Origin of the sequence: Pseudomonas sp. P135 (genome assembly GCF_020312125.1) — a bacterium.
Lineage (GTDB): Bacteria > Pseudomonadota > Gammaproteobacteria > Pseudomonadales > Pseudomonadaceae > Aquipseudomonas > Aquipseudomonas fragariae.
Genome location: NZ_JAGPYR010000003.1, coordinates 338,567 through 360,349, shown reverse-complemented (window position 1 = coordinate 360,349; position 21,783 = coordinate 338,567). Strand labels below are relative to the sequence as shown.

General features: G+C 58.9%; 17 protein-coding genes and 2 tRNA genes. 16 read left to right on the top strand and 3 right to left on the bottom strand.

Annotation, left to right across the window (positions count from 1 at the left end; all coding sequences use genetic code 11):
• Positions 1-171 precede the first annotated feature (171 nt).
• The 15 genes from ftsH to KBY08_RS06370 all read left to right on the top strand — a co-directional run bounded on the left by ftsH (position 172) and on the right by KBY08_RS06370 (position 15,339).
• Complete coding sequence (gene ftsH / locus KBY08_RS06440) at positions 172-2,076, top strand: ATP-dependent zinc metalloprotease FtsH (RefSeq protein WP_003313633.1); 1,905 nt, start codon at positions 172-174, stop codon at positions 2,074-2,076.
• 8 nt (positions 2,077-2,084) lie between these two features.
• Entirely contained in the window at positions 2,085-2,936 is an 852-nt protein-coding gene (folP, locus tag KBY08_RS06435; protein WP_024639746.1) for a dihydropteroate synthase, read from the top strand.
• 16 nt (positions 2,937-2,952) lie between these two features.
• The gene (gene glmM / locus KBY08_RS06430) at positions 2,953-4,296 is read left to right on the top strand and encodes a phosphoglucosamine mutase (protein ID WP_024659418.1); all 1,344 of its coding nucleotides are present in this window, start codon (positions 2,953-2,955) and stop codon (positions 4,294-4,296) included.
• A gap of 66 nt (positions 4,297-4,362) precedes the next feature.
• Positions 4,363-5,118, top strand: a complete 756-nt coding sequence (tpiA, locus tag KBY08_RS06425) for a triose-phosphate isomerase (RefSeq protein ID WP_011268882.1) — start codon at positions 4,363-4,365, stop codon at positions 5,116-5,118.
• A 4-nt stretch (positions 5,119-5,122) separates the two neighbouring features.
• Positions 5,123-5,503 (top strand): preprotein translocase subunit SecG, encoded by a 381-nt coding sequence (gene secG, locus KBY08_RS06420; protein WP_003313628.1) that lies wholly within the window; start codon positions 5,123-5,125, stop codon positions 5,501-5,503.
• A gap of 46 nt (positions 5,504-5,549) precedes the next feature.
• A tRNA-Leu gene (locus KBY08_RS06415) sits at positions 5,550-5,635 on the top strand.
• Positions 5,636-5,730: 95 nt separating this feature from the next.
• Positions 5,731-5,807, top strand: a tRNA-Met gene (locus KBY08_RS06410).
• Between the two features lie 130 nt (positions 5,808-5,937).
• Positions 5,938-6,396, top strand: coding sequence for a ribosome maturation factor RimP (rimP, locus tag KBY08_RS06405; protein WP_002555126.1), 459 nt, complete (start codon positions 5,938-5,940; stop codon positions 6,394-6,396).
• 59 nt (positions 6,397-6,455) lie between these two features.
• A complete protein-coding gene (gene nusA, locus KBY08_RS06400) occupies positions 6,456-7,937 on the top strand; it encodes a transcription termination factor NusA (RefSeq protein WP_003340582.1) in 1,482 nt (493 codons plus the stop codon).
• A gap of 27 nt (positions 7,938-7,964) precedes the next feature.
• Positions 7,965-10,490: a translation initiation factor IF-2 gene (infB, locus tag KBY08_RS06395; RefSeq protein ID WP_024639744.1), complete on the top strand. Its 2,526-nt coding sequence runs from the start codon at positions 7,965-7,967 to the stop codon at positions 10,488-10,490.
• 159 nt (positions 10,491-10,649) lie between these two features.
• Positions 10,650-11,066 carry a 30S ribosome-binding factor RbfA gene (gene rbfA, locus KBY08_RS06390; protein WP_225651091.1) on the top strand — a complete coding sequence of 139 codons (417 nt, stop codon included), beginning with the start codon at positions 10,650-10,652 and terminating at the stop codon, positions 11,064-11,066.
• Between the two features lie 3 nt (positions 11,067-11,069).
• Positions 11,070-11,987 carry a tRNA pseudouridine(55) synthase TruB gene (gene truB / locus KBY08_RS06385; RefSeq protein WP_024641932.1) on the top strand — a complete coding sequence of 306 codons (918 nt, stop codon included), beginning with the start codon at positions 11,070-11,072 and terminating at the stop codon, positions 11,985-11,987.
• A gap of 159 nt (positions 11,988-12,146) precedes the next feature.
• Positions 12,147-12,416: a 30S ribosomal protein S15 gene (gene rpsO, locus KBY08_RS06380; protein ID WP_002555121.1), complete on the top strand. Its 270-nt coding sequence runs from the start codon at positions 12,147-12,149 to the stop codon at positions 12,414-12,416.
• Positions 12,417-12,591: 175 nt separating this feature from the next.
• A complete protein-coding gene (gene pnp / locus KBY08_RS06375) occupies positions 12,592-14,697 on the top strand; it encodes a polyribonucleotide nucleotidyltransferase (protein ID WP_024639743.1) in 2,106 nt (701 codons plus the stop codon).
• A 288-nt stretch (positions 14,698-14,985) separates the two neighbouring features.
• On the top strand, positions 14,986-15,339 hold the full coding sequence (locus tag KBY08_RS06370; RefSeq protein ID WP_003400195.1) for a BON domain-containing protein: 354 nt from the start codon (positions 14,986-14,988) through the stop codon (positions 15,337-15,339).
• A gap of 153 nt (positions 15,340-15,492) precedes the next feature.
• Here the strand turns inward: KBY08_RS06370 and KBY08_RS06365 are convergent, their stop codons facing one another.
• The 3 genes from KBY08_RS06365 to KBY08_RS06355 all read right to left on the bottom strand — a co-directional run bounded on the left by KBY08_RS06365 (position 15,493) and on the right by KBY08_RS06355 (position 19,952).
• Complete coding sequence (locus tag KBY08_RS06365) at positions 15,493-15,831, bottom strand: DUF2845 domain-containing protein (protein ID WP_104652837.1); 339 nt, start codon at positions 15,829-15,831, stop codon at positions 15,493-15,495.
• Positions 15,828-18,812, bottom strand: coding sequence for a DUF748 domain-containing protein (locus tag KBY08_RS06360; RefSeq protein ID WP_177410921.1), 2,985 nt, complete (start codon positions 18,810-18,812; stop codon positions 15,828-15,830). Before KBY08_RS06360 ends, KBY08_RS06365 begins: the two co-directional genes overlap by 4 nt.
• A gap of 123 nt (positions 18,813-18,935) precedes the next feature.
• The gene (locus tag KBY08_RS06355; RefSeq protein WP_024659420.1) at positions 18,936-19,952 is read right to left on the bottom strand and encodes a class I SAM-dependent rRNA methyltransferase; all 1,017 of its coding nucleotides are present in this window, start codon (positions 19,950-19,952) and stop codon (positions 18,936-18,938) included.
• Positions 19,953-20,109: 157 nt separating this feature from the next.
• On the opposite strand from KBY08_RS06355, the gene KBY08_RS06350 reads away from it, so the two are divergent.
• Positions 20,110-21,693 (top strand): alkaline phosphatase D family protein, encoded by a 1,584-nt coding sequence (locus KBY08_RS06350; RefSeq protein WP_024639740.1) that lies wholly within the window; start codon positions 20,110-20,112, stop codon positions 21,691-21,693.
• Positions 21,694-21,783: the final 90 nt, after the last annotated feature.

Genomic DNA, 21,783 nt, shown 5'->3' with positions numbered 1-21,783 from the left:
AATGGCGTTACCGATGCAGCATGACTGAACATTATGTTGTCAAAGTTTCACAAAGGGTTACAGACGGTGTCTGCCGCATCTGTAGGTTCTGTAGTAAGTTAGGCCGGTGAATATCATGCGAGGCACGCTTGCTGCGTGGAGCTTGCTTCAGAGGGTAGCTAATTGAACGATATGGCAAAGAATTTGATCCTGTGGTTGATCATCGCGGCTGTCCTTGTGACGGTGATGAACAACTTCTCCAGCCCGAACGAGCCGCAGAACCTCAACTATTCCGAGTTCATCCAGCAGGTCAAGGATGGCAAGGTCGAGAAGGTTTCTGTAGACGGCTACGTCATTACGGGCAAGCGCAGCGATGGCGACACCTTCAAGACCATCCGCCCGAACATCCCGGACAATGGCCTGATCGGTGATCTGGTCAGCAATAACGTCGTGATCGAAGGCAAGCAGCCTGAGCAGCAGAGCATCTGGACCCAGTTGCTGGTGGCCAGCTTCCCGATACTGGTGATCATCGCGGTGTTCATGTTCTTCATGCGCCAGATGCAGGGCGGGGCGGGCGGCAAGGGCGGCCCGATGAGCTTCGGCAAGAGCAAGGCGCGTCTGTTGTCAGAAGATCAGGTCAAGACGACCCTGGCTGACGTTGCCGGTTGCGACGAAGCCAAGGAAGAAGTGGGCGAGCTGGTCGAATTCCTCCGCGATCCGGGCAAGTTCCAGCGCCTGGGCGGTCGGATTCCGCGCGGCGTGCTGATGGTCGGCCCTCCGGGTACCGGTAAAACGCTGATCGCCAAGGCCATTGCCGGCGAAGCCAAGGTTCCGTTCTTCACGATCTCCGGTTCCGACTTCGTCGAGATGTTCGTGGGTGTTGGTGCGAGCCGCGTTCGCGACATGTTCGAGCAAGCCAAGAAACACGCGCCATGCATCATCTTCATTGACGAAATCGACGCGGTCGGTCGCCATCGTGGCGCCGGCATGGGCGGTGGTCATGACGAGCGTGAGCAGACTCTCAACCAGTTGCTGGTCGAGATGGACGGTTTTGAAATGAATGACGGCATTATTGTCATTGCCGCAACCAACCGCCCTGACGTACTGGATCCGGCGCTGCTGCGTCCAGGTCGTTTCGACCGCCAGGTGGTTGTAGGTCTGCCGGACATTCGTGGCCGCGAGCAGATCCTCAAGGTTCACATGCGCAAGGTGCCAATGGGCGAAGACGTCAACCCGGGCGTTATCGCTCGCGGTACGCCGGGCTTCTCCGGTGCGGACCTGGCTAACCTGGTCAACGAAGCTTCGCTGTTCGCTGCTCGCTCCGGCAAGCGCGTTGTAGAGATGAAAGAGTTCGAACTGGCCAAGGACAAGATCATGATGGGCGCCGAGCGCAAATCGATGGTCATGTCCGATAAGGAAAAGCGCAACACGGCTTACCACGAGGCGGGTCACGCTATCGTCGGTCGTCTGGTGCCAGAGCATGATCCGGTCTACAAGGTTTCCATCATCCCGCGCGGTCGTGCGCTGGGTGTGACGATGTTCCTGCCGGAAGAAGACCGTTACAGCCTGTCCAAGCGTGCGTTGATCAGCCAGATCTGCTCGCTGTACGGTGGTCGTATCGCGGAAGAAATGACTCTGGGTTTCGATGGCGTCACAACCGGTGCCTCCAATGACATCATGCGTGCCAGCCAGATCGCCCGGAACATGGTCACCAAGTGGGGTCTGTCTGAAAAGCTCGGCCCGCTGATGTACTCGGAAGACGAAGATGCAGGTTACCTGGGGCGCGGCGGCAGCCAGAACTCCAGTGTTTCCGGCGATACTGCCAAGCTTATCGACTCCGAAGTGCGCAGCATCATCGATCACTGCTATGGCACCGCCAAGCAGTTGTTGACGGACAATCGCGACAAGCTGGAAGCGATGGCCGACGCGCTGATGAAGTATGAAACCATTGATGCCGACCAGATCGACGACATCATGACCGGTCGTACTCCGCGCGAGCCGCGTGACTGGGGTGGTGGTTCAGGTACCAACGGTACTCCGATCACGCCTGACCCTCGTCCGGAAACTCCGATTGGCGGCCCTGCTGCCGAGCACTAAGGTCTGACATGACATCTGCGCTGTACCCAACCCGGTTGCCTTGCGGCAACCGGGTTCTTGATTTGGCCCATACGCACGTGATGGGCATCCTCAACGCAACCCCAGACTCATTTTCCGATGGCGGCCGCTACAGCCAGCTCGATGCGGCGCTGCGTCACGCCGAGGCAATGGTGCAGGCTGGCGCGACGCTTATCGATATCGGTGGCGAGTCAACGCGTCCAGGCGCGCGTCCAGTCTCTGCATCTGAAGAGGTCGAACGTGTGGCCCCGCTGGTCGAGGTCATCGCGCGCGAGCTGGATGTGATCATCTCGGTGGATACCTCCACGCCTGAGGTCATGCTGGCGACGGCTGGGCTGGGTGCCGGGCTCATCAACGACGTTCGCTCGCTGCAGCGCCCAGGCGCGCTTGAGGCGGCCGCAAGCACCGGTTTGCCGGTCTGTCTCATGCATATGCTGGGCGAGCCCGGAACCATGCAGAATGACCCGCACTACGATGACCTGGTGGGCGAGGTCTGTGCCTTCCTGGCTGAGCGCATGAAGCAGTGCGTCGCTGCAGGCATCGGTCAGCAGCAGATCATTCTTGATCCGGGCTTTGGCTTTGCCAAGACACTGGAGCACAATCTGAGCCTGTTCAAGCATATGGAAGCGCTGCATGCGCTCGGCCGGCCTTTGCTGGTGGGTGTTTCGCGCAAGAGCATGATCGGTGCTGTGCTGGGGCGTCCCGTCGACCAGCGTCTGTCCGGCGGGCTCGCCCTGGCGGTTCTGGCGATGGCCAAAGGGGCAAGAATTCTACGTGTGCATGATGTCGCCGAAACGGCTGACGTGGTGCGCATGATCGCAGCTGTCGAAGCAGCTGAATAACAACAGTGGGGCATCCATGACTACCAGAAAATATTTCGGAACCGACGGCATTCGCGGTCGTGTAGGGCAATTCCCGATCACTCCCGAGTTCATGCTGAAACTGGGTTGGGCCGCCGGCATGGCTTTCCGCAAGATGGGCGCCTGCCGGATTCTCGTCGGCAAGGACACGCGCATCTCCGGCTACATGTTCGAGTCGGCCCTCGAGGCCGGCCTCTCCGCTGCGGGCGCTGACGTTCTCTTGCTGGGCCCGATGCCGACACCGGCCATCGCCTACCTGACACGTACCTTCCATGCCGAGGCAGGCATCGTCATCAGCGCCTCGCATAACCCGCACTACGACAACGGCATCAAGTTCTTCTCCGGTCAGGGCACCAAGCTCCCTGACGAGATCGAAATGATGATCGAAGAGCTGCTCGACGCACCGATGACCGTGGCTGAGTCCGAGAACCTCGGCAAGGTCTCGCGGATCAACGATGCGGCCGGGCGTTACATCGAATTCTGCAAAAGCAGCGTGCCTACCAGCACCGACTTCGCCGGCCTCAAGGTCGTCATCGACTGCGCTCACGGTGCGACCTACAAGGTGGCGCCCAACGTATTTCGTGAGCTGGGCGCGCAGGTCGTGGTGCTTTCCGCGCAACCTGACGGGCTCAACATCAACAAGGACTGCGGCTCTACGCATATGGAAGCCCTGCAGGCGGCCGTGCTTGCCGAGCATGCGGATATGGGCATCGGTTTCGACGGTGACGGCGACCGCGTGTTGATGGTCGATCACACCGGGACCATCGTCGATGGCGACGAATTGCTCTACATCATCGCCCGCGACCTGCATGAGCGGGGTCGCTTGCAGGGCGGCGTCGTCGGCACATTGATGAGTAACCTGGGGCTTGAACTGGCCCTGGCCGAGCAGGGCATTCCCTTTGTTCGGGCCAATGTCGGTGACCGTTATGTGATCGCCGAACTGCTCGAGCGCAACTGGCAGATTGGCGGTGAAAACTCCGGTCATATCGTCTGTTTCCAGCACGCTACCACCGGTGACGCGATTATCGCCTCATTGCAGGTGATACTGGCCCTGCGTCGCAGTGGTGTAAGCCTGGCTGAGGCGCGTCTGAAATTGCGTAAGTGCCCGCAAATCCTGATCAATGTGCGCTTCGCCGGGTCGGCTGTTGACCCGGTTTCGCATCCGTCGGTCCAGGAGGCTTGCGCCCGTGTCACCGAGCAGATGGCCGGGCGTGGCAGGGTGCTGCTGCGCAAATCGGGTACCGAGCCGTTGGTGCGCGTCATGGTCGAAGGCGAGGACGAAACGCAGGTCAGGGCGTACGCCGAAGAACTCGCAAAACTGGTTACTGAAGTTTGCGCCTGATTTCGGCTTGCCAGTGTCGGAACTGTTGGGTAACATCTGCGCCCACTTTGACCCACGAGGTGTAGCATGCGTCGCCCAATGGTAGCTGGTAACTGGAAAATGCACGGTACCCGCGCCAGCGTCGCTGAGCTGATCGAGGGTTTGTGCAAGCAGTCGTTGCCAGGCAGCGTCGATATCGCCGTGATGCCTGCCAGTCTGTTTACCTGTCAGGTGGTCGATGGGCTCAAGGCCACGTCGATCATCGTCGGTGCGCAGGACGCAGCCATTCAGGCTGAGCAGGGCGCGCTGACGGGTGAAGTTGCATCTAGCCAGCTGGCTGATGCAGGTTGCAAGCTGGTACTTGTCGGTCACTCCGAGCGTCGTCAGTTGATTGGCGAACAGGATGATGTTCTGAACAAGAAGTTTGCGGCAATCCAGGCGAAAGGTCTGACACCTGTGCTTTGCGTAGGTGAAACCCTGGAAGAGCGCAAGGCGGGGCAAACGCTTGAAGTGGTAGGGCGTCAGCTGGACAGTGTTATCGCCGAGTTTGGCGTCAATGCACTGGTCAACGCCGTCATTGCCTACGAGCCGGTCTGGGCCATTGGCACCGGATTGACTGCTTCGCCTCAGGAAGCGCAGGAAGTGCACGCAGCCATCCGTGCGCAACTGGCAAAAGAGAATGCCGAAGTCGCACAAGGCGTGCGACTTCTCTATGGCGGCAGCGTGAAGGCGGCCAATGCGGTCGAGCTCTTCAGCATGCCGGATATCGATGGGGGGCTCATTGGTGGAGCTTCCCTGAATGCAGATGAGTTCGGTGCGATCTGTCGCGCCGCGGGAAACTGAAAAAATGCTGGAAACAGTCGTAATCGTTTTTCACCTGTTGGGCGCTCTGGGCGTTGTCGCTCTGGTATTGCTGCAGCAGGGTAAAGGTGCCGACGCAGGCGCGTCGTTCGGAGCAGGTGCATCAAATACTGTCTTCGGAGGTCAAGGAACCTCTACCTTTCTCAGTAAGTTTACTGCTATACTTGCGGCATGTTTTTTCATAACCAGCTTGGGGTTAGGTTACTTTGCTAAAGAGAAAGCTCAACAGCTGACTCAGGTAGGTTTGCCAGACCCGGCAGTACTGGAAGTGAAGCAAAAGCCGGCAGCAGATGATGTACCGGTTCTCGAAGGGCAAAAGCCAGCCGCTGTTCCAGCTGACGTACCTCAAGCCCCAGAGAAGAAGTAATACAGAATTCGGCGATGTTCGTGAGGTCGCCAAAAAGAGTTGTAATGCCGAGGTGGTGGAATTGGTAGACACGCAACCTTGAGGTGGTTGTGCCCATAGGGTGTAGGGGTTCGAGTCCCCTTCTCGGTACCAATTAACAGGAGAGCCCGCACTAGCGGGCTTTCTTGTAGGTGGATGTTGGATTGACCCAGCAATGGATCGGTCGTATACTTCCGCCCCAGCTTTGTCGCGGGGTGGAGCAGTTTGGTAGCTCGTCGGGCTCATAACCCGAAGGTCGTTGGTTCAAATCCAGCCCCCGCAACCAGTTTTAGCGGAGCCCCTTTTAAGGGGCTTTTTGTTAGCTGGACAGTACATGACGTCGATGTTCAGCGGCGTTTTCAGGGATGGGCTTTTGCCCATTTTTTTATTTCTAAAGCATGCACGAGGGGGTTCAGGTGTCGAGCAAGCTAGAACAGTTGCAGGACTTGTTGGCCCCAGTGGTCGTGGCCCTTGGCTACCAATGCTGGGGAATCGATTTCAGTTCCCAGGGCAAGCATTCGGTGCTGCGCATTTATATCGACAAGGAAGGGGGCGTTCTGGTCGACGACTGTGCAATCGTCAGTCGCCAGATCAGCGGTGTGTTGGACGTAGAAGATCCAATCAGCACCGAGTACACCCTTGAAGTATCTTCTCCTGGCATGGAGCGCCCGCTGTTCACTATTGAGCAGTTTGCTTCGTACGCCGGGGAACAAGTGAAAATAAAGCTGCGTTCACCTTTCGAAGGTCGACGCAACTTTCAAGGCCTTCTCCGCGGGGTGGAGGAGCAGGATGTCGTGGTGCAGGTTGAAGACCATGAGTTCCTGTTGCCGATCGACATGATCGACAAGGCCAACATTATTCCCACGTTTGACTGAGACGTGCCGGTTACTGCGGATCCCGCGGATCCAATGGCTTGCGAAAGGCGAGGCGTACGATGAGCAAAGAAGTACTGCTGGTTGTTGAGTCGGTGTCCAATGAAAAGGGCGTTCCGGCTAGTGTCATTTTTGAAGCGCTGGAGCTGGCTCTGGCCACCGCTACCAAGAAGCGTTTTGAAGATGAAGTAGAACTGCGTGTAGAGATCAATCGCCAGACAGGCAACTACGAGACTTTCCGTCGCTGGACAGTTGTCGAAGACGAAGATCTGGACGATCCTGCCTACGAATTGGCTGTGGATCAGGCTCAGGCGAAAAAGCCGGGTGCTGTTGCAGGCGACCTGATCGAAGAAAAAATCGATTCCATCGAATTCGGTCGTATCGCGGCGCAGACCGCCAAGCAAGTCATTGTGCAGAAAGTTCGCGAAGCCGAGCGTGCTCAGGTAGTCGATGCCTACCGCGAGCGTCTGGGTGAAATCATTTCTGGTACTGTTAAAAAGGTTACACGTGACAATGTCATCGTTGACCTGGGTAACAATGCCGAAGCCTTGCTGGCTCGTGAAGACATCATTTCCCGGGAAACTTTCCGGGTCGGTGTTCGCGTCCGTGCTCTGCTGAAGGAAATTCGCACCGAAAACCGTGGCCCTCAGCTGATCCTGTCGCGTACTGCGCCAGAGATGCTGATCGAGCTTTTCCGCATTGAAGTGCCGGAAATTGCCGAAGGTCTCATCGAGGTGATGGCTGCCTCCCGTGACCCGGGTTCTCGTGCGAAAATCGCTGTTCGCTCCAAGGATAAACGAATCGACCCGCAAGGTGCCTGTATCGGCATGCGCGGTTCGCGAGTTCAGGCTGTTTCCGGCGAGCTGGGTGGCGAGCGTGTGGATATCGTTCTTTGGGACGATAACCCGGCGCAGTTCGTGATCAATGCAATGTCCCCTGCAGAAGTAGCGGCAATCATCGTAGATGAAGACGCGCATGCAATGGATATCGCAGTGGGAGCGGACAACCTGGCCCAGGCTATTGGTCGTGGCGGTCAGAACGTGCGTCTGGCAAGTCAGCTGACTGGCTGGACCCTGAACGTAATGACCGAATCGGACATCCAGGCCAAGCAGCAAGCTGAAACCGGTGACATCCTGCGCAACTTCATCGAAGAGCTCGAAGTCGATGAAGAATTGGCACAGGTGCTGGTTGATGAAGGCTTCACCAGCCTGGAAGAGATTGCCTACGTACCGTTGGAAGAAATGCTCAACATCGACGGCTTTGACGAAGACATCGTCAACGAGCTTCGCGCTCGTGCCAAGGATCGTTTGTTGACTAAAGCCATCGCTACAGAGGAAAAGCTGGCAGACGCCCATCCGGCCGAAGACCTGCTCTCGCTTGAGGGTATGGACAAGGATTTGGCGATGGAACTGGCGGTGCGCGGCGTAATTACCCGCGAAGACCTGGCCGAGCAGTCTATAGATGACCTGCTCGACATCGACGGCATTGACGATGATCGTGCCGGCAAGTTGATCATGGCCGCCCGAGCCCACTGGTTCGAGTAATTGGGCGCGGCCTGAGGAGAGAAGTGCATGACGCAAGTCACGGTGAAAGAACTGGCCAAAGTGGTCGACACACCGGTAGAGCGCCTGTTACAGCAGATGCGTGAGGCAGGTCTGCCGCACACCGCCGCCGAGCAAGTTGTGACCGATAACGAAAAACAAGCCTTGTTGACGCACCTGAAAAGCGGTCACAAGGCCAAGGTGGAAGAGCCTCGCAAGATTACCTTGCAGCGCAAGACCACCAGCACCCTGCGCGTTGCTGGCAGCAAGAGCATCAGCGTTGAAGTGCGCAAGAAGAAAGTCTTTGTGCAGCGTAGCCCGGAAGAGATCGAAGCCGAGCGCAAGCGCGAGATGGATGAACGCCGTGCGGTAGAAAACGCCGCCCGTCAAAAGGCTGAAGAAGAAGCCAAGCGTCGCGCTGAAGAAGATGCGCGCAGCCAGCCTGCTGCCAGCCAGTCGGCTCCGGCTGCTGCCGAGCCTGTTGCCGCCGCCGAGCCTGTGCGCGAAGCAGCGCCAGCCGCTGCTCCGGCACCGGCCAGCGCCGCGCCTTCTGCCGATGCTCGCAAGCGTGACGAACAGCGTCGCCCTGACAAGCCTCGTGCTGACGACCGCAACGCCCGTGGCGGCGACGGCGAGCGTAAAAACGCTCCGCATCGCGCTTCGGTCAAGGAGAAGGCTCCGGCCCCTCGCGTTGCTCCTCGCACTACCGACGAAGAAAGCGACAGCTTCCGTCGTGGTGGTCGTGGCAAGGGCAAGCTGAAGAAGCGTAACGCGCATGGTTTCCAGAGCCCTACCGGCCCGGTCATCCGTGACGTTGCCATTGGCGAGACCATCACTGTCGGCGAATTGTCGGCACAGATGTCGGTCAAGGCCGCTGAAGTCATCAAGTTCATGTTCAAGATGGGCACCCCGGTGACCATCAACCAGGTACTGGATCAGGAAACTGCCCAGTTGATCGCTGAAGAGTTGGGCCACAAGGTCACGCTGGTCAGCGACAACGCTCTGGAAGATTCCCTGGCTGAATCGCTGAAGTTCGAAGGTGAGTCGTTCTCCCGTGCACCGGTTGTGACCGTAATGGGCCACGTCGACCATGGTAAGACCTCGCTGCTCGACTACATCCGTCGTGCCAAGGTTGCAGCTGGCGAAGCCGGCGGCATCACCCAGCACATCGGTGCCTACCACGTTGAAACCGAGCGCGGCATGGTCACGTTCCTCGACACCCCTGGTCACGCTGCGTTTACCGCCATGCGTGCTCGTGGTGCCAAGGCAACGGATATCGTGATTCTGGTTGTTGCAGCTGACGACGGCGTGATGCCTCAGACCATCGAAGCTGTTCAGCATGCTGTTGCGGCTGGCGTTCCGCTGGTTGTTGCGGTGAACAAGATCGACAAGCCTGGTGCTGACCTCGATCGTATCCGCAGCGAGCTGTCGGTCCATGGCGTGACGTCCGAAGAGTGGGGCGGTGATACGCCTTTCGTTTCGGTCTCCGCGAAGATGGGTACTGGCGTCGACGAATTGCTGGAAGCTGTTCTGCTGCAGGCCGAAGTCCTGGAACTCAAGGCAACCCCGTCGGCCCCTGGTCGTGGTGTTGTTGTCGAGTCCCGTCTGGACAAGGGTCGTGGCCCGGTCGCTACTGTTCTGGTTCAGGACGGTACGCTGCGTCAGGGCGACATGGTGCTGGTCGGTTCGAACTTCGGCCGCATCCGCGCCATGCTCGACGAGAACGGCAAGCCGGTCAAAGAAGCAGGTCCTTCGATTCCGGTCGAAATCCTGGGTCTTGACGGTACACCGGACGCTGGCGACGAGATGAGCGTGCTGTCGGACGAGAAGAAAGCCCGTGAAGTGGCTCTGTTCCGTCAAGGCAAGTTCCGCGAAGTCAAACTGGCCCGTGCTCACGCTGGCAAGCTGGAAAACATCTTCGAGAACATGGGTCAGGCAGAGAAGAAGACGCTCAATATCGTCCTCAAATCTGACGTACGCGGTTCCCTCGAGGCGTTGAACGGCGCCTTGAACGGTCTGGGTAACGACGAAGTGCAAGTGCGCGTGGTCGGTGGCGGTGTCGGTGGTATCACCGAGAGCGACGCCAACCTGGCACTGGCCTCCAACGCTGTACTATTCGGCTTCAACGTGCGTGCCGATGCCGGCGCGCGCAAGATCGTCGAGCAGGAAGGTCTGGACATGCGTTACTACAACGTGATCTACGACATCATCGAAGACGTCAAGAAAGCCCTCACCGGCATGCTTGGCAGCGACGTCCGGGAGAATATCCTGGGTATCGCCGAAGTCCGCGATGTGTTCCGTTCGCCGAAATTCGGCGCGATCGCAGGGTGCATGGTTCTGGAAGGCACCGTCTACCGTAACCGTCCGATTCGTGTTCTGCGCGAAGACATCGTTATCTTTGAAGGCGAGCTGGAATCCCTGCGCCGCTTCAAGGACGACGCTGCCGAAGTACGTGCAGGCATGGAATGCGGTATCGGCGTCAAGAGCTACAACGACGTCAAGGTCGGTGACAAGATCGAAGTCTTCGAGAAGGTCCAAGTGGCTCGCAGCCTCTAAATCGCGAGCTTCAGGAGTCATGGTGGGAGCCTCGCATGCAAATGCCCTGCTTTCCCCATGGGCTCTAAACGCAACGCCCGGTCTGGCAATTGTCAGGCCGGGCGTTTGCCGCTTTCAGACTGTCAGGGTTTGGTCCCGGATCAGTAACAGGTAACAAGCATGGCAAAAGAATACAGCCGTACCCAACGTATCGGCGATCAGATGCAGCGCGAACTGGCGCAGCTGATCCGTCGCGAAATCAAGGACCCACGCGTGGGTCTGGTCACCATCACCGCCGTAGACGTCAGCCGTGACGTGGGTCATGCGAAGATTTTCATGACCGTCATGGGCCAGGACAGCGCCGAAGAGATCGCGCAGACCATCAAGGTGCTCAACTCTGCCGCAGGTTTCCTGCGCATGCAGCTGGCCCGCGAAATGAAGCTGCGCAGCGTGCCTCAACTGCATTTCCACTATGACGAAAGCGTCGTGCGTGGCGCGCATCTCTCGGCACTGATCGAGCGTGCCGTGGCAGAAGACGGTCAGCATCAGGAAGACCCTGCATCGGCGGATGCAAAGCCTGAAAGTACCGAGGAATAAAGAGTGGCTCAGGTCAAGCGTATACGCCGCAATGTCAGCGGGATCATCCTGCTCGACAAGCCACTGGGTTTCACCTCCAACGCCGCTCTGCAAAAGGTTCGCTGGCTGCTCAACGCCGAGAAAGCCGGGCACACCGGCAGCCTCGATCCTCTGGCAACGGGCGTTCTGCCGTTGTGCTTTGGTGAGGCGACCAAGTTCTCTCAGTACCTGCTCGATTCGGACAAGTCCTACGAGACCCTGGCGCAACTGGGCAAGACCACTACCACTGCCGACTCTGAAGGCGAGGTTTTGCTCACGCGTCCGGTGACCGTTGGTCGCGACGATATCGAAGCGGCTCTGCCGCATTTTCGCGGACAAATCAGCCAGATACCTCCCATGTACTCGGCCCTCAAGCGTGATGGCCAGCCACTTTACAAGCTGGCACGTGCAGGGGAAGTAGTGGAGCGCGAGCCCCGTTCTGTTACTATTGCGCGCCTGGAATTACTTGCTTGTGACGGTGACACAGCACGTCTGTCCGTCGATTGCAGCAAAGGCACCTATATCCGCACGCTGGTCGAGGATATCGGTGAGAAGCTTGGTTGTGGTGCTTACGTCGCAGAGCTGCGTCGTACCCAGGCCGGGCCTTTCACGCTGGCTCAGACAGTGACGCTGGAAGAGCTCGAGCAGGTGCATGCCGACGGCGGCAATGAAGCGGTTGACCGTTTCCTGATGCCATCGGACAGCGGTCTGCTGGACTGGCCGCTGTTGAAGTTTTCGGAACACAGTTCGTTTTACTGGTTGCATGGTCAGCCAGTACGCGCGCCGGACGCACCGAAATTCGGTATGGTTCGCGTGCAGGATCACGAAGGTCGCTTCATCGGTATCGGTGAAGTCGCCGAAGACGGGCGCATTGCGCCGCGTCGCCTGATTCGGTCAGAGTGACCGAAACCAGTCCAGCCGTCGGCTTGCCGGCGAGTGGGGTGGAACGAGGATGGCTGTCAACAGGCACGGTCATACCTCATTTTTTAATACGAGGATCTGTCCTCGGCCTGTTGGAAACGTTTCTCCGGAAGCGCTTCCTTGCACAAAAGGATTGCCCACATGGCACTCAGCGTTGAAGAAAAAGCTCAGATCGTAACCGACTACCAGCAAGCTGTTGGTGATACTGGTTCGCCAGAAGTGCAAGTTGCACTGCTGACCGCCAACATCAACAAACTGCAAGGCCACTTCAAGGCCAACGGTAAGGACCACCACTCGCGTCGTGGTCTGATCCGTATGGTAAACCAGCGTCGCAAGCTGCTGGATTACCTGAAAGGTAAGGACGTTAGCCGTTACAGCGCCCTGATCGGTCGTCTGGGTCTGCGTCGCTAATAACGACGCTGCTAGAGGTTGGTTGTCTGTCACGATCCGTCGGGTTTGCCCGGTGGTTCTGGCAGGCTCCCAGCCTCAAGTTTTATCTGGGCTGTGGAAGGGGCCGATTCCCCACGCTGCCCAAGAATTCGCAAGAAACCAGTTCCCCAAGAGCCACAAAGAAAGGTAGGAAACCGTGAACCCGGTAATCAAAAAGTTTCAGTTCGGTCAATCGACCGTAACCCTCGAGACAGGCCGTATCGCCCGTCAAGCCTCTGGTGCAGTATTGGTCACCGTTGACGACGACGTCAGCGTACTCGTGACTGTGGTCGGCGCCAAACAGGCTGACGCTGGCAAAGGCTTCTTCCCTCTGTCCGTGCACTATCAGGAAAAAACCTACGCTGCCGGCAAGATTCCTGGTGGTTTCTTCAAGCGTGAAGGCCGTCCTTCCGAGAAAGAAACCCTGACTTCGCGCCTGATCGACCGTCCGATCCGCCCGTTGTTTCCAGAAGGCTTCATGAACGAAGTGCAGGTCGTCTGCACCGTCGTCTCCACCAGCAAGAAAATCGATCCGGACATCGCTGCGATGATCGGTACTTCGGCTGCCCTGGCCATCTCCGGTATCCCGTTTGACGGTCCGGTCGGTGCTGCCCGCGTTGCTTTCCACGAAAGCACCGGCTACCTGTTGAACCCGACTTACGAGCAGCTGCAGGCTTCGAGCCTGGACATGGTCGTTGCCGGTACTTCCGAAGCCGTTCTGATGGTCGAGTCGGAAGCCAAAGAGCTGACCGAAGACCAGATGCTGGGCGCCGTGCTGTTCGCGCATGACGAGTTCCAGGTCGTGATCAACGCCATCAAGGAACTGGCTGCCGAAGCCGCCAAGCCTACCTGGGACTGGCAGCCAAAGCCTGAAGCGACTGCACTGCTGGGCGCTATCCGTGCCGAGTTCGGCGACGCGATCTCCCAGGCTTACACCATCACCGTCAAAGCCGACCGCTATGCGCGTCTGGGCGAACTGAAAGATCAGGTCGTTGCCAAGCTCGCTGTCGAAGACGGCAGCCCGTCTGCCAGCGAAGTCAAAGCGGCTTTCGGCGAAATCGAATACCGCACCGTTCGCGAAAACATCGTTAACGGCAAGCCGCGTATCGATGGTCGTGACACGCGCACCGTTCGTCCTCTGAACATCGAAGTCGGCGTTCTGCCGAAGACTCACGGTTCGGCACTGTTCACCCGTGGCGAAACTCAGGCGCTGGTGGTTGCCACGCTGGGTACTGCACGTGACGCACAGCTGCTCGATACCCTCGAAGGCGAGAAAAAAGACCCCTTCATGCTGCACTACAACTTCCCTCCGTTCTCGGTGGGCGAGTGTGGTCGCATGGGCGGCGCAGGTCGTCGTGAAATCGGTCACGGCCGTCTGGCCCGTCGCAGTGTCCAGGCCATGCTGCCAGGCGCTGACGTGTTCCCGTACACCATCCGTGTCGTGTCGGAAATCACTGAGTCCAACGGCTCCAGCTCCATGGCTTCGGTCTGCGGTGCTTCCCTGGCTCTGATGGACGCTGGTGTGCCGATGAAGGCGCCGGTTGCCGGTATCGCCATGGGTCTGGTCAAGGAAGGCGAGAAGTTCGCGATTCTGACCGACATCCTGGGTGACGAAGACCACCTGGGCGACATGGACTTCAAGGTAGCCGGTACCTCCAAAGGTGTTACCGCGCTGCAGATGGACATCAAGATCAAAGGCATCACCGAAGAAATCATGGAGATCGCCCTGGGCCAGGCCCTGGAAGCTCGCCTGAACATCCTCGGCCAGATGAACCAGATCATCGGTCAGTCGCGTAACGAACTGTCGGCCAACGCTCCGACCATGATCGCGATGAAGATCGACACCGACAAGATCCGTGACGTGATCGGCAAGGGCGGCGCAACCATCCGTGCCATCTGCGAAGAGACCAAGGCTTCGATCGACATCGAAGACGATGGCTCGATCAAGATCTTCGGCGAGTCCAAGGAAGCGGCTGAGGCAGCACGTCAACGCGTTCTGGGCATCACCGCAGAAGCGGAAATCGGCAAGATCTACGTCGGTAAGGTTGAGCGCATCGTCGATTTCGGCGCATTCGTCAACATCCTGCCGGGCAAGGATGGTCTGGTTCACATCTCGATGCTGAGCGATGCTCGCGTAGAGAAAGTGACCGACATCCTCAAGGAAGGTCAGGAGGTCGAAGTACTGGTACTGGACGTGGACAACCGCGGCCGTATCAAGCTGTCGATCAAGGACGTAGCCGCAGCGAAAGCGTCGGGCGTCTGATTGATCTGAGCGGCATGTGAAAAAGGACTCTTCGGAGTCCTTTTTTTATGAGCGCAATTAAAGGCTTACACATGGAGCATGCAAACTGCTCGGTGCAAACATGCATCTTGCAACCCCGGGTTTGAGCGAACGGGCAATCTGCACGACTCAGCAAAATAGAGAAAAACATAAGCTATTGATTATAAAGGTTATTTTGACTGTCTCATTTTTGGCACACCGCTTGCGATACACCTGTTAACCCTGCCACCACATGCTGGTGCAGATTTTGAGAAAAACAGGAGTTATCGTATGAAGAAGTTTGCTATTGCCGCTGCTACCGCTACTGCCCTGACTCTGACCATGGCCAATGCTGCTTTCGCACAGACCTCGGCCCAAGCGCCAATGGTTCTGGCAGCTAACACCACTACTCAAGAAGTCAAAGAAGACGTGTCCGATTCCTGGATCACCGGCAAAGTCAAAGCTGATCTGGTAACCGAGAAAGGCATCCCTGGCACCGACATCAAGGTTGAGACCAACAAAGGCGTGGTTTCCCTGTCCTCCATGGTAAAAGTGACTGAAGCTCAGAAAACTACTGCCGTCGCTATCGCCAAGAAAATCAAAGGCGTTAAAGACGTATCGGCTGCTGGCCTGAAAGCCGAGTAATCGAATACTGCTCATGAACAGCCGCAGTCATTGATTGATGGAAGGTTCATGCGAGGCTACAAGGATGTAGCCATTAAAGGCCCCGACTGAAGAGTCAGGGCCTTTTCTATGGGCGCTACGAAACAGATGAAGGGCCGGGAAGCAAGGCGGGGATCAGTTGCGGCGTTTGCTCTCGATGCCTATCAGGCGACCGCCTTCGAAGCGCAGGTATTGATACATGCCGTTATCAGGACCGTAGATCCATTCCTCGATCCTCACGGCTTCGGACCTTCGATAATTGCTATTGAAGGTTTCCTGAGTGCCGAGCACCTCCTGGCTGACCGGTTCGCCGCATTTCTGCTGGACTTCGAACGCCCGGTCACCGGTGCTGACCAGCTGGCTGCCGCAACGCAGGGTTGAGCTGGCATATGCCGAGGCGACAATTGACCCGGCCATGGCGGCGAGGGTCAGGTTGATCAGTCGTTTGATCCGGGTGTGTGCCAAAGGCTTCATTCGCTGTCGAGGTGCAGAGGGCTGATGACTTTACCATCCGGTTGGGCCTGGCCCAGGCGGGCATCGACGAAGTACACGCGAGCGTCTTCGAGCTTGCCCTTGTCCACCAGGTAATCCTTGATGCTACTGGCTCTGCTCTGGCCCAGTTCGCGCAGCAGCACCTCATTGCTGCTCCAGAACTTGAGCACGGCGGCACGCATCTGGGCAGCACGTTGCTCCTTGCCCAGACTGGCCCATTCAGCGGGCGGTTGCTGTTTCAGGCGTGTCCTGTAGATACCCTCGAGCATAGGCGCCTTTTCCTCTTCCGGGACCTGTACCAAGCCGGCCCTGGCTGGAACCTTGTCGCCACGTCGCTGGAGGATCTTGTAATACGTGTACTGGTATTCGCGTTCCAGCCTTTGCTGGGCGATCAATGGACCGTCACTGCTGGCGGCGCTGGTGCCTTCGATCTCCAGCTTCAGGTCCGGACGCTCCTTGAGCGCTACCGAGAGCTTGTCCAGGGCATTTTGCGCCTCTGCCGACAAGTCACTGGTGCCTGGCGCGAAACTTACGCTGCCGAGGTCCTCGGAGCTTCCACCGGCGACCAGCCCGCCGAGCATCTTGAACGGTGCCTGTGCGGCACGCAGCACCAGATTGCGCAGGGTCTGCCAGACAATCGGCATGACGCTGAACTGCGGGTTGTTCAGGTCGCCTTCGATGGGCAGCTCAAGGGAAATACGCCCCTGGGTATCCTTGAGCAGCGCGACCGCCAGACGAATAGGCAGGTCCAGCGCATCCGGGCTGTCGACCCGCTCACCCAGTTGCAGCTGCTCCACCAGCACCTTGTTCTGGGCCTTGAGCTGGCCCTTGGTGATCAGGTAGTGCAGGTCGAGATTGAGCCGGCCCTTGCGGATCCGGAAACCTGCGAACTTGCCGGAGTAGGGAGTCAGGTTGGTCAGCTCGACGCGCTTGAAGCTGGTGGTGATATCCAGGCTGGCCATCGGGTCGAACGGGTTGAGGCTGCCCTTGATGGTCACCGGCGCATAGCGGTCGACCTTGCCCTCGATGTTCACCGGGGCCGGTGTAGGCTTGCGGTTGTCGATGGTGCCGATACGACCGTTGAGCTGCTGCACGGCGGTGGCGAAGTTGGGGGTCAGGGTCATGTCGGCAAAGTTTGCCGAGCCATCGTTGATATTCACTTCACCCACGTAGATCGCCAGCGGGTTTTCCTTCTTGCCTGCGGCTTGGGTTCTGGCTGCCTTTGGCTGGCTGGCGGTCTTGCCAGTAGCTGCGTCGGCTGGCTGCGGGATCAACAGATCGTCGATGTTAGTGGTCCGGTCCTCATTGATCATGAAGCGTGCGTAAGGCTGATCCATGTTCACTTTGGCAATCGACAGGCCCTTGCCGTGCTGGTAGTCCAGCCCCTCCAGCGCCAGTTGCTGCCACTTCAGGAAGTCGCGCTGTTTGAGCGTATCCAGCGTGTGCAACTGATTAACCTGTGCTTTACCGGTGACGCTGAACGCCAGTGGCTCGGTGCTTTTCAGGTCGACCGCCAGATCGCTGCCGAGCATGCCGCTGCGCAGCTCCAGACGAATGAACGGGCTGATGTAGGCCTGGGCGAGGCGCAGGTCGATGTCGCGGGTGGTTACGTTGAGTCGTGCGCTGACCGGATTGAGGTTCACGTCACCGGCGGCAGTGAGATTGCCCTGTTTGCCCAGCCCGGTATCCAGCTTGAGCGTGAAGGGCGCCTTGTTCAGGCTGTCGAAATTCTGGATGTCCAGATTCAGCGGGCCAACGTCCAGCGCGACCGGCTCTTGAGGCACGCGATCTGCCAGATGGACCATGTAGTTGCGCAATTGCACATCCCGCAACAGGACCTGCCAGGGTTTGCTCTGCGCCACGGGTTGAGCGCTGACTTTGGCTGAGGCCTCGGTGGCAGGCGCCGGCTCGGCGGCTTTTTCGTCCACGGCTGGGGTGTGCGGCGCTGCGGGCTTGCCCGGTTGGCTGGCGAACAGTTTTTGCCAGTCCAGTTGCCCGTCGGCTTCACGCGCGGCCCAGGTTTCCAGTTTCTGGCTGCGGACCTTGCCTACGGTAACCAGCTGCTTTGCCAGGTCGACCGATGTTTCGCTGACGTCCAGGCGTTGCAGGCGTACCAGGGGGCGACCGTCGGGAGCGTTGAGCGCGAACGGCGCAACACTGGCCGAGACGTTGGTCAACTTCAGTTCGGTTTCCTTGGACAGGTTCAATGTGTAGGCCGTGCTGAAATTCAGCACGCCGTCCTCGAGCGCCAGTGGCAAGGCATCGCGCACATAAGGCCACCACAGTTTCATCTTGCTGTCGGTGACTTTCAGTGTGCCCTCAGAGGTGATCGGGATCAGGCTGATACGGCCGACCCAGTCGATCTGCCCACCGTCCGGACCCGCCGCGACCAGGGTCATATCGGCATTGTCTTCAGGCAGTGTGCTGAGGTTCTTGAGCTCGAAATCCAGCGCGTCGTAGAGAAACTCGATGGGCTGGCTGGGACGCAGGTCCTGGAAGTGAACGTAGCCTCCCGCCAGTTTGATTTCGTCGATACGCAGCGGGAATGGCTTGCTGGCGGGTTGGTCCTGTGTCGGTTCGCTGGCGGGCAGCTTGAACAGCTGCGCCAGATTGAGCTTGCCCTGTTTGTCGAACAGCAGCTCGGTGCGCGGTTTGATCAGCTCGACGCGTTGCAGATGCAGGGCCCGTGTCCACAGGCTGTTGATTTGCAGATTGGCATAAAGCTTTTCAAACGCCACCTGCTCCTTGCCTGGCGTGCCGATGTTCAGGCCCCAGAGTGTCAGCTCCAGGGTGAAGGGGTTGAACTCCAGGCGTTCAAGCTTTGCCGGCACCGTGGCGTAATTGGCCAGTTGCTGGTTGGCGATCCGCAGAGCGACGCCGGGAAGAATGAAAAACCCCAGCAAACTGTAGAGCGCGATCACAGCCAGCAGGGAGCCGAGTGTGCGTTTCAATCCTCTGGACATGGGCAGCGGCGTCTCTCTCTTTTGGAAGCCCTTGGAGTATGGCATGCCTGTTCGGTTCCCAAGGCATTGCCCTCGCGGCTTGTAGGATTTTTCCGGTTGCGCTTGACGATATCAGGCGCCGAGTCAGAGTTGCAGAATCAGCGTTTTCAGCGGTGGTTGATTATCCTGAGACGGGAAGTCTGCGGCGGGACGCATTTCCTGGCAGTCGCGCACTGGACGCCCGGCCTTGGTGGCGCAGCGCAGCACCTGCTCGCGCCAGTCCTGCATGCTGACTTTCGCCAGATTGTTGCAGCAGATCAGCACGCCATCGTCTGCTGTGGTCAACAGTGCAGGTTTGAGCAGGCTCTGATAGTCGCGCAGCAAATCAACGGTGCCGAACGCACTCTTGGCCCAGGCCGGTGGATCGAGCAGGACCAGATCATATTGGCGCTGTTGCAGTTTCACGTAGCTGGGCAATTGCTGGCTGCGGCGCGCAGCAATGGGCAACCCGGCCAACTGGCGGATCGCCGGAAAATAATCCGACTGGATGAATTGCATGGGTGGCAGTTGCGGGTTGAGCGCACCATTCTCGCGACCCACCGCCAGATTGCCCTCGGCGAAATCGAGATTGCACACTTCACTCGCGCCACCGGCCGCCGCACTCAGGCCGACGCCGCAGGTGTAGGCGAACAGGTTCAGCACGCTTTTGCCGGCGCTGTGCTGCTTGACCCAGCCGCGGGTGTTGCGCAGGTCCAGAAACAACAGCGGGTCCTGGCCTGCATGCCGACCGCGGACCCGGTAATTGAGCCCCCATTCGTGGCCGACATGATCGGCCAGAGCCGCGTCTTCAGCCTTGTACACGGTGTCGTGGCGATCGACGCGCGAGTTGCCTTGCGAGCGATCGTTATAGACCAGCAGGGTGTCCAGGCCCAGGCGCGTGTTGACCCGTTCATGCAGCGCCAGCAGGGCATCGCGATCCAGGCGGGTGTGAAAGCTCTGTACCAGCAATTGCGGGCCGTAGCGGTCGATGGTCAGCCCGCTGGCACCCTCCTGGCTGCCGTGAAACAGTCGATAGCAGTCCGTGCCCTGTCCATGCAATTGGTCAAGCAACGCCTGGCGATTGTCGAGGGCGACGCTGAGCGCCTGATTCAAGGAAGACATGCTGAGCGCCTCGGGCTGGAATAAGGCGCGGGAGTTTACCAGTTACCGGGCGCCGGGGGTTTTTGGCGTCTGCCATGCGCTTGATCTCCTGCGTTGTCATACAGCGCCAATATTCCCCTGCTACGGTGCTTTTTTGCCTGTCAGCGAGGGGATAACCGTGAGCCAGTTCGATCTCAAGCGTCGCCGTGTCATCCAGGCCGTCGGAACGGTAGGTGCCGGTCTGCTGTTACCGGGTGTTGCACCGGCGGTCATCGCCTCGGTGCAGGATCGTCCGAAGATGATGGATGGCGTGCAGTCCGGCGATGTGTTCGGTGACAAGGCGATCGTCTGGAGCCGCAGCGACCGGCCTTCGCGCATGGTCGTCGAGTGGGACACGCGCAGCATGTTCACCCAGCCACGCCGCGTGGTGTCGGCGCTGGCCGATCAGCGTAGCGACTTTACCGCGCGGGTCGAGTTGAGCGGGCTGCCTGTCGATCAGGCGATTTTCTACCGGGTGTCTTTCGAGGATGCGCAGAGCGGTGTCGTCAGCGAGCCGTGGTTCGGTCATTTGCGCAGCACGCCGCAGCAGCGCCGCGACATCCGCTTCGTCTGGAGCGGCGACACGGTGGGGCAGGGCTTTGGCATCAACCCCGACATTGGCGGCATGCGTATCTATGAAGCCATGCGTTTGCGCTTGCCGGACTTTTTTATCCACAGCGGTGACACCATTTACGCCGACAGCCCGGTGCCGGAGCAGCTCACCACGGAGGGCGGGCGTGTCTGGCGCAACATCACCACCGAGGCGAAGAGCAAGGTGGCGGAGACTCTCGACGAATACCGGGGCAATTACCGCTACAACCTGATGGATGAAAACCTGCGCCGCTTCAACGCCGAAGTGCCGCAGATCTGGCAGTGGGACGATCACGAAGTGACCAACAACTGGTCGCCCAGCAAACAGCTCGATGATCGCTACAAGGTCAAGGACATCGGCCTGCTGTCCTCGCGTGCCCGCCAGGCTTATCTGGAATACGCGCCGCTGCGCTTGCAGGAAGCCGACAACGGCGGGCGCATTTATCGCAAGATCCCCTACGGTCCGATGCTCGACGTCTTCGTCCTCGATATGCGCAGCTACCGCGCCGGCAACGATGCCAACCTGGCCGACAAGCCGGGGCCGACCACCGCATTCATGGGCCGTGAGCAACTGGACTGGCTCAAGCGTGAGCTCAATGCGTCGCGCGCGCAGTGGAAAGTCATCGCGGCGGACATGCCCATCGGCCTGGGTGTGCCGGATGGTGAGGTCAGCCCCGGCGTGCAACGTTGGGAGGCCATCGCCAACGGCAATGACGGTCCGGCGTTGGGGCGTGAGCTGGAGGTCGCCGAATTGCTGGCGTACCTGCGCGCGCAGAAGATTCGCGATTGCGTCTGGCTGACCGCCGACGTGCATTACTGCGCGGCGCATCATTACCAGCCGGACCTGGCCGTGTTTCAGGACTTCGACCCGTTCTGGGAGTTCGTCGCCGGGCCATTGAACGCCGGTAGCTATGGTCCCAACGTGCTGGACAAGACCTTTGGTCCCGAGCTGGTGTTCCAGAAAGCGCCACCTGCGCAGAACACCTCGCCGTTTGCGGGTTTTCAGTTTTTTGGCGAAGTGAATATCGACGGGCAGACCGGTGAGATGACCGTGGCGCTGCGCGATCTGGACGGGGTCTCGGTCTTCGAGCGCAAGCTCCAGCCTGTGAAGGAAGTCAGCCGCATCGTCTGATGAACAACAGACGCGGCGCGGTGATCAGGGTTTCGGAAATTCCGTGCAACATGCTCGTCCTCGGTGGCCTATCATGAGCTACCTAACGAC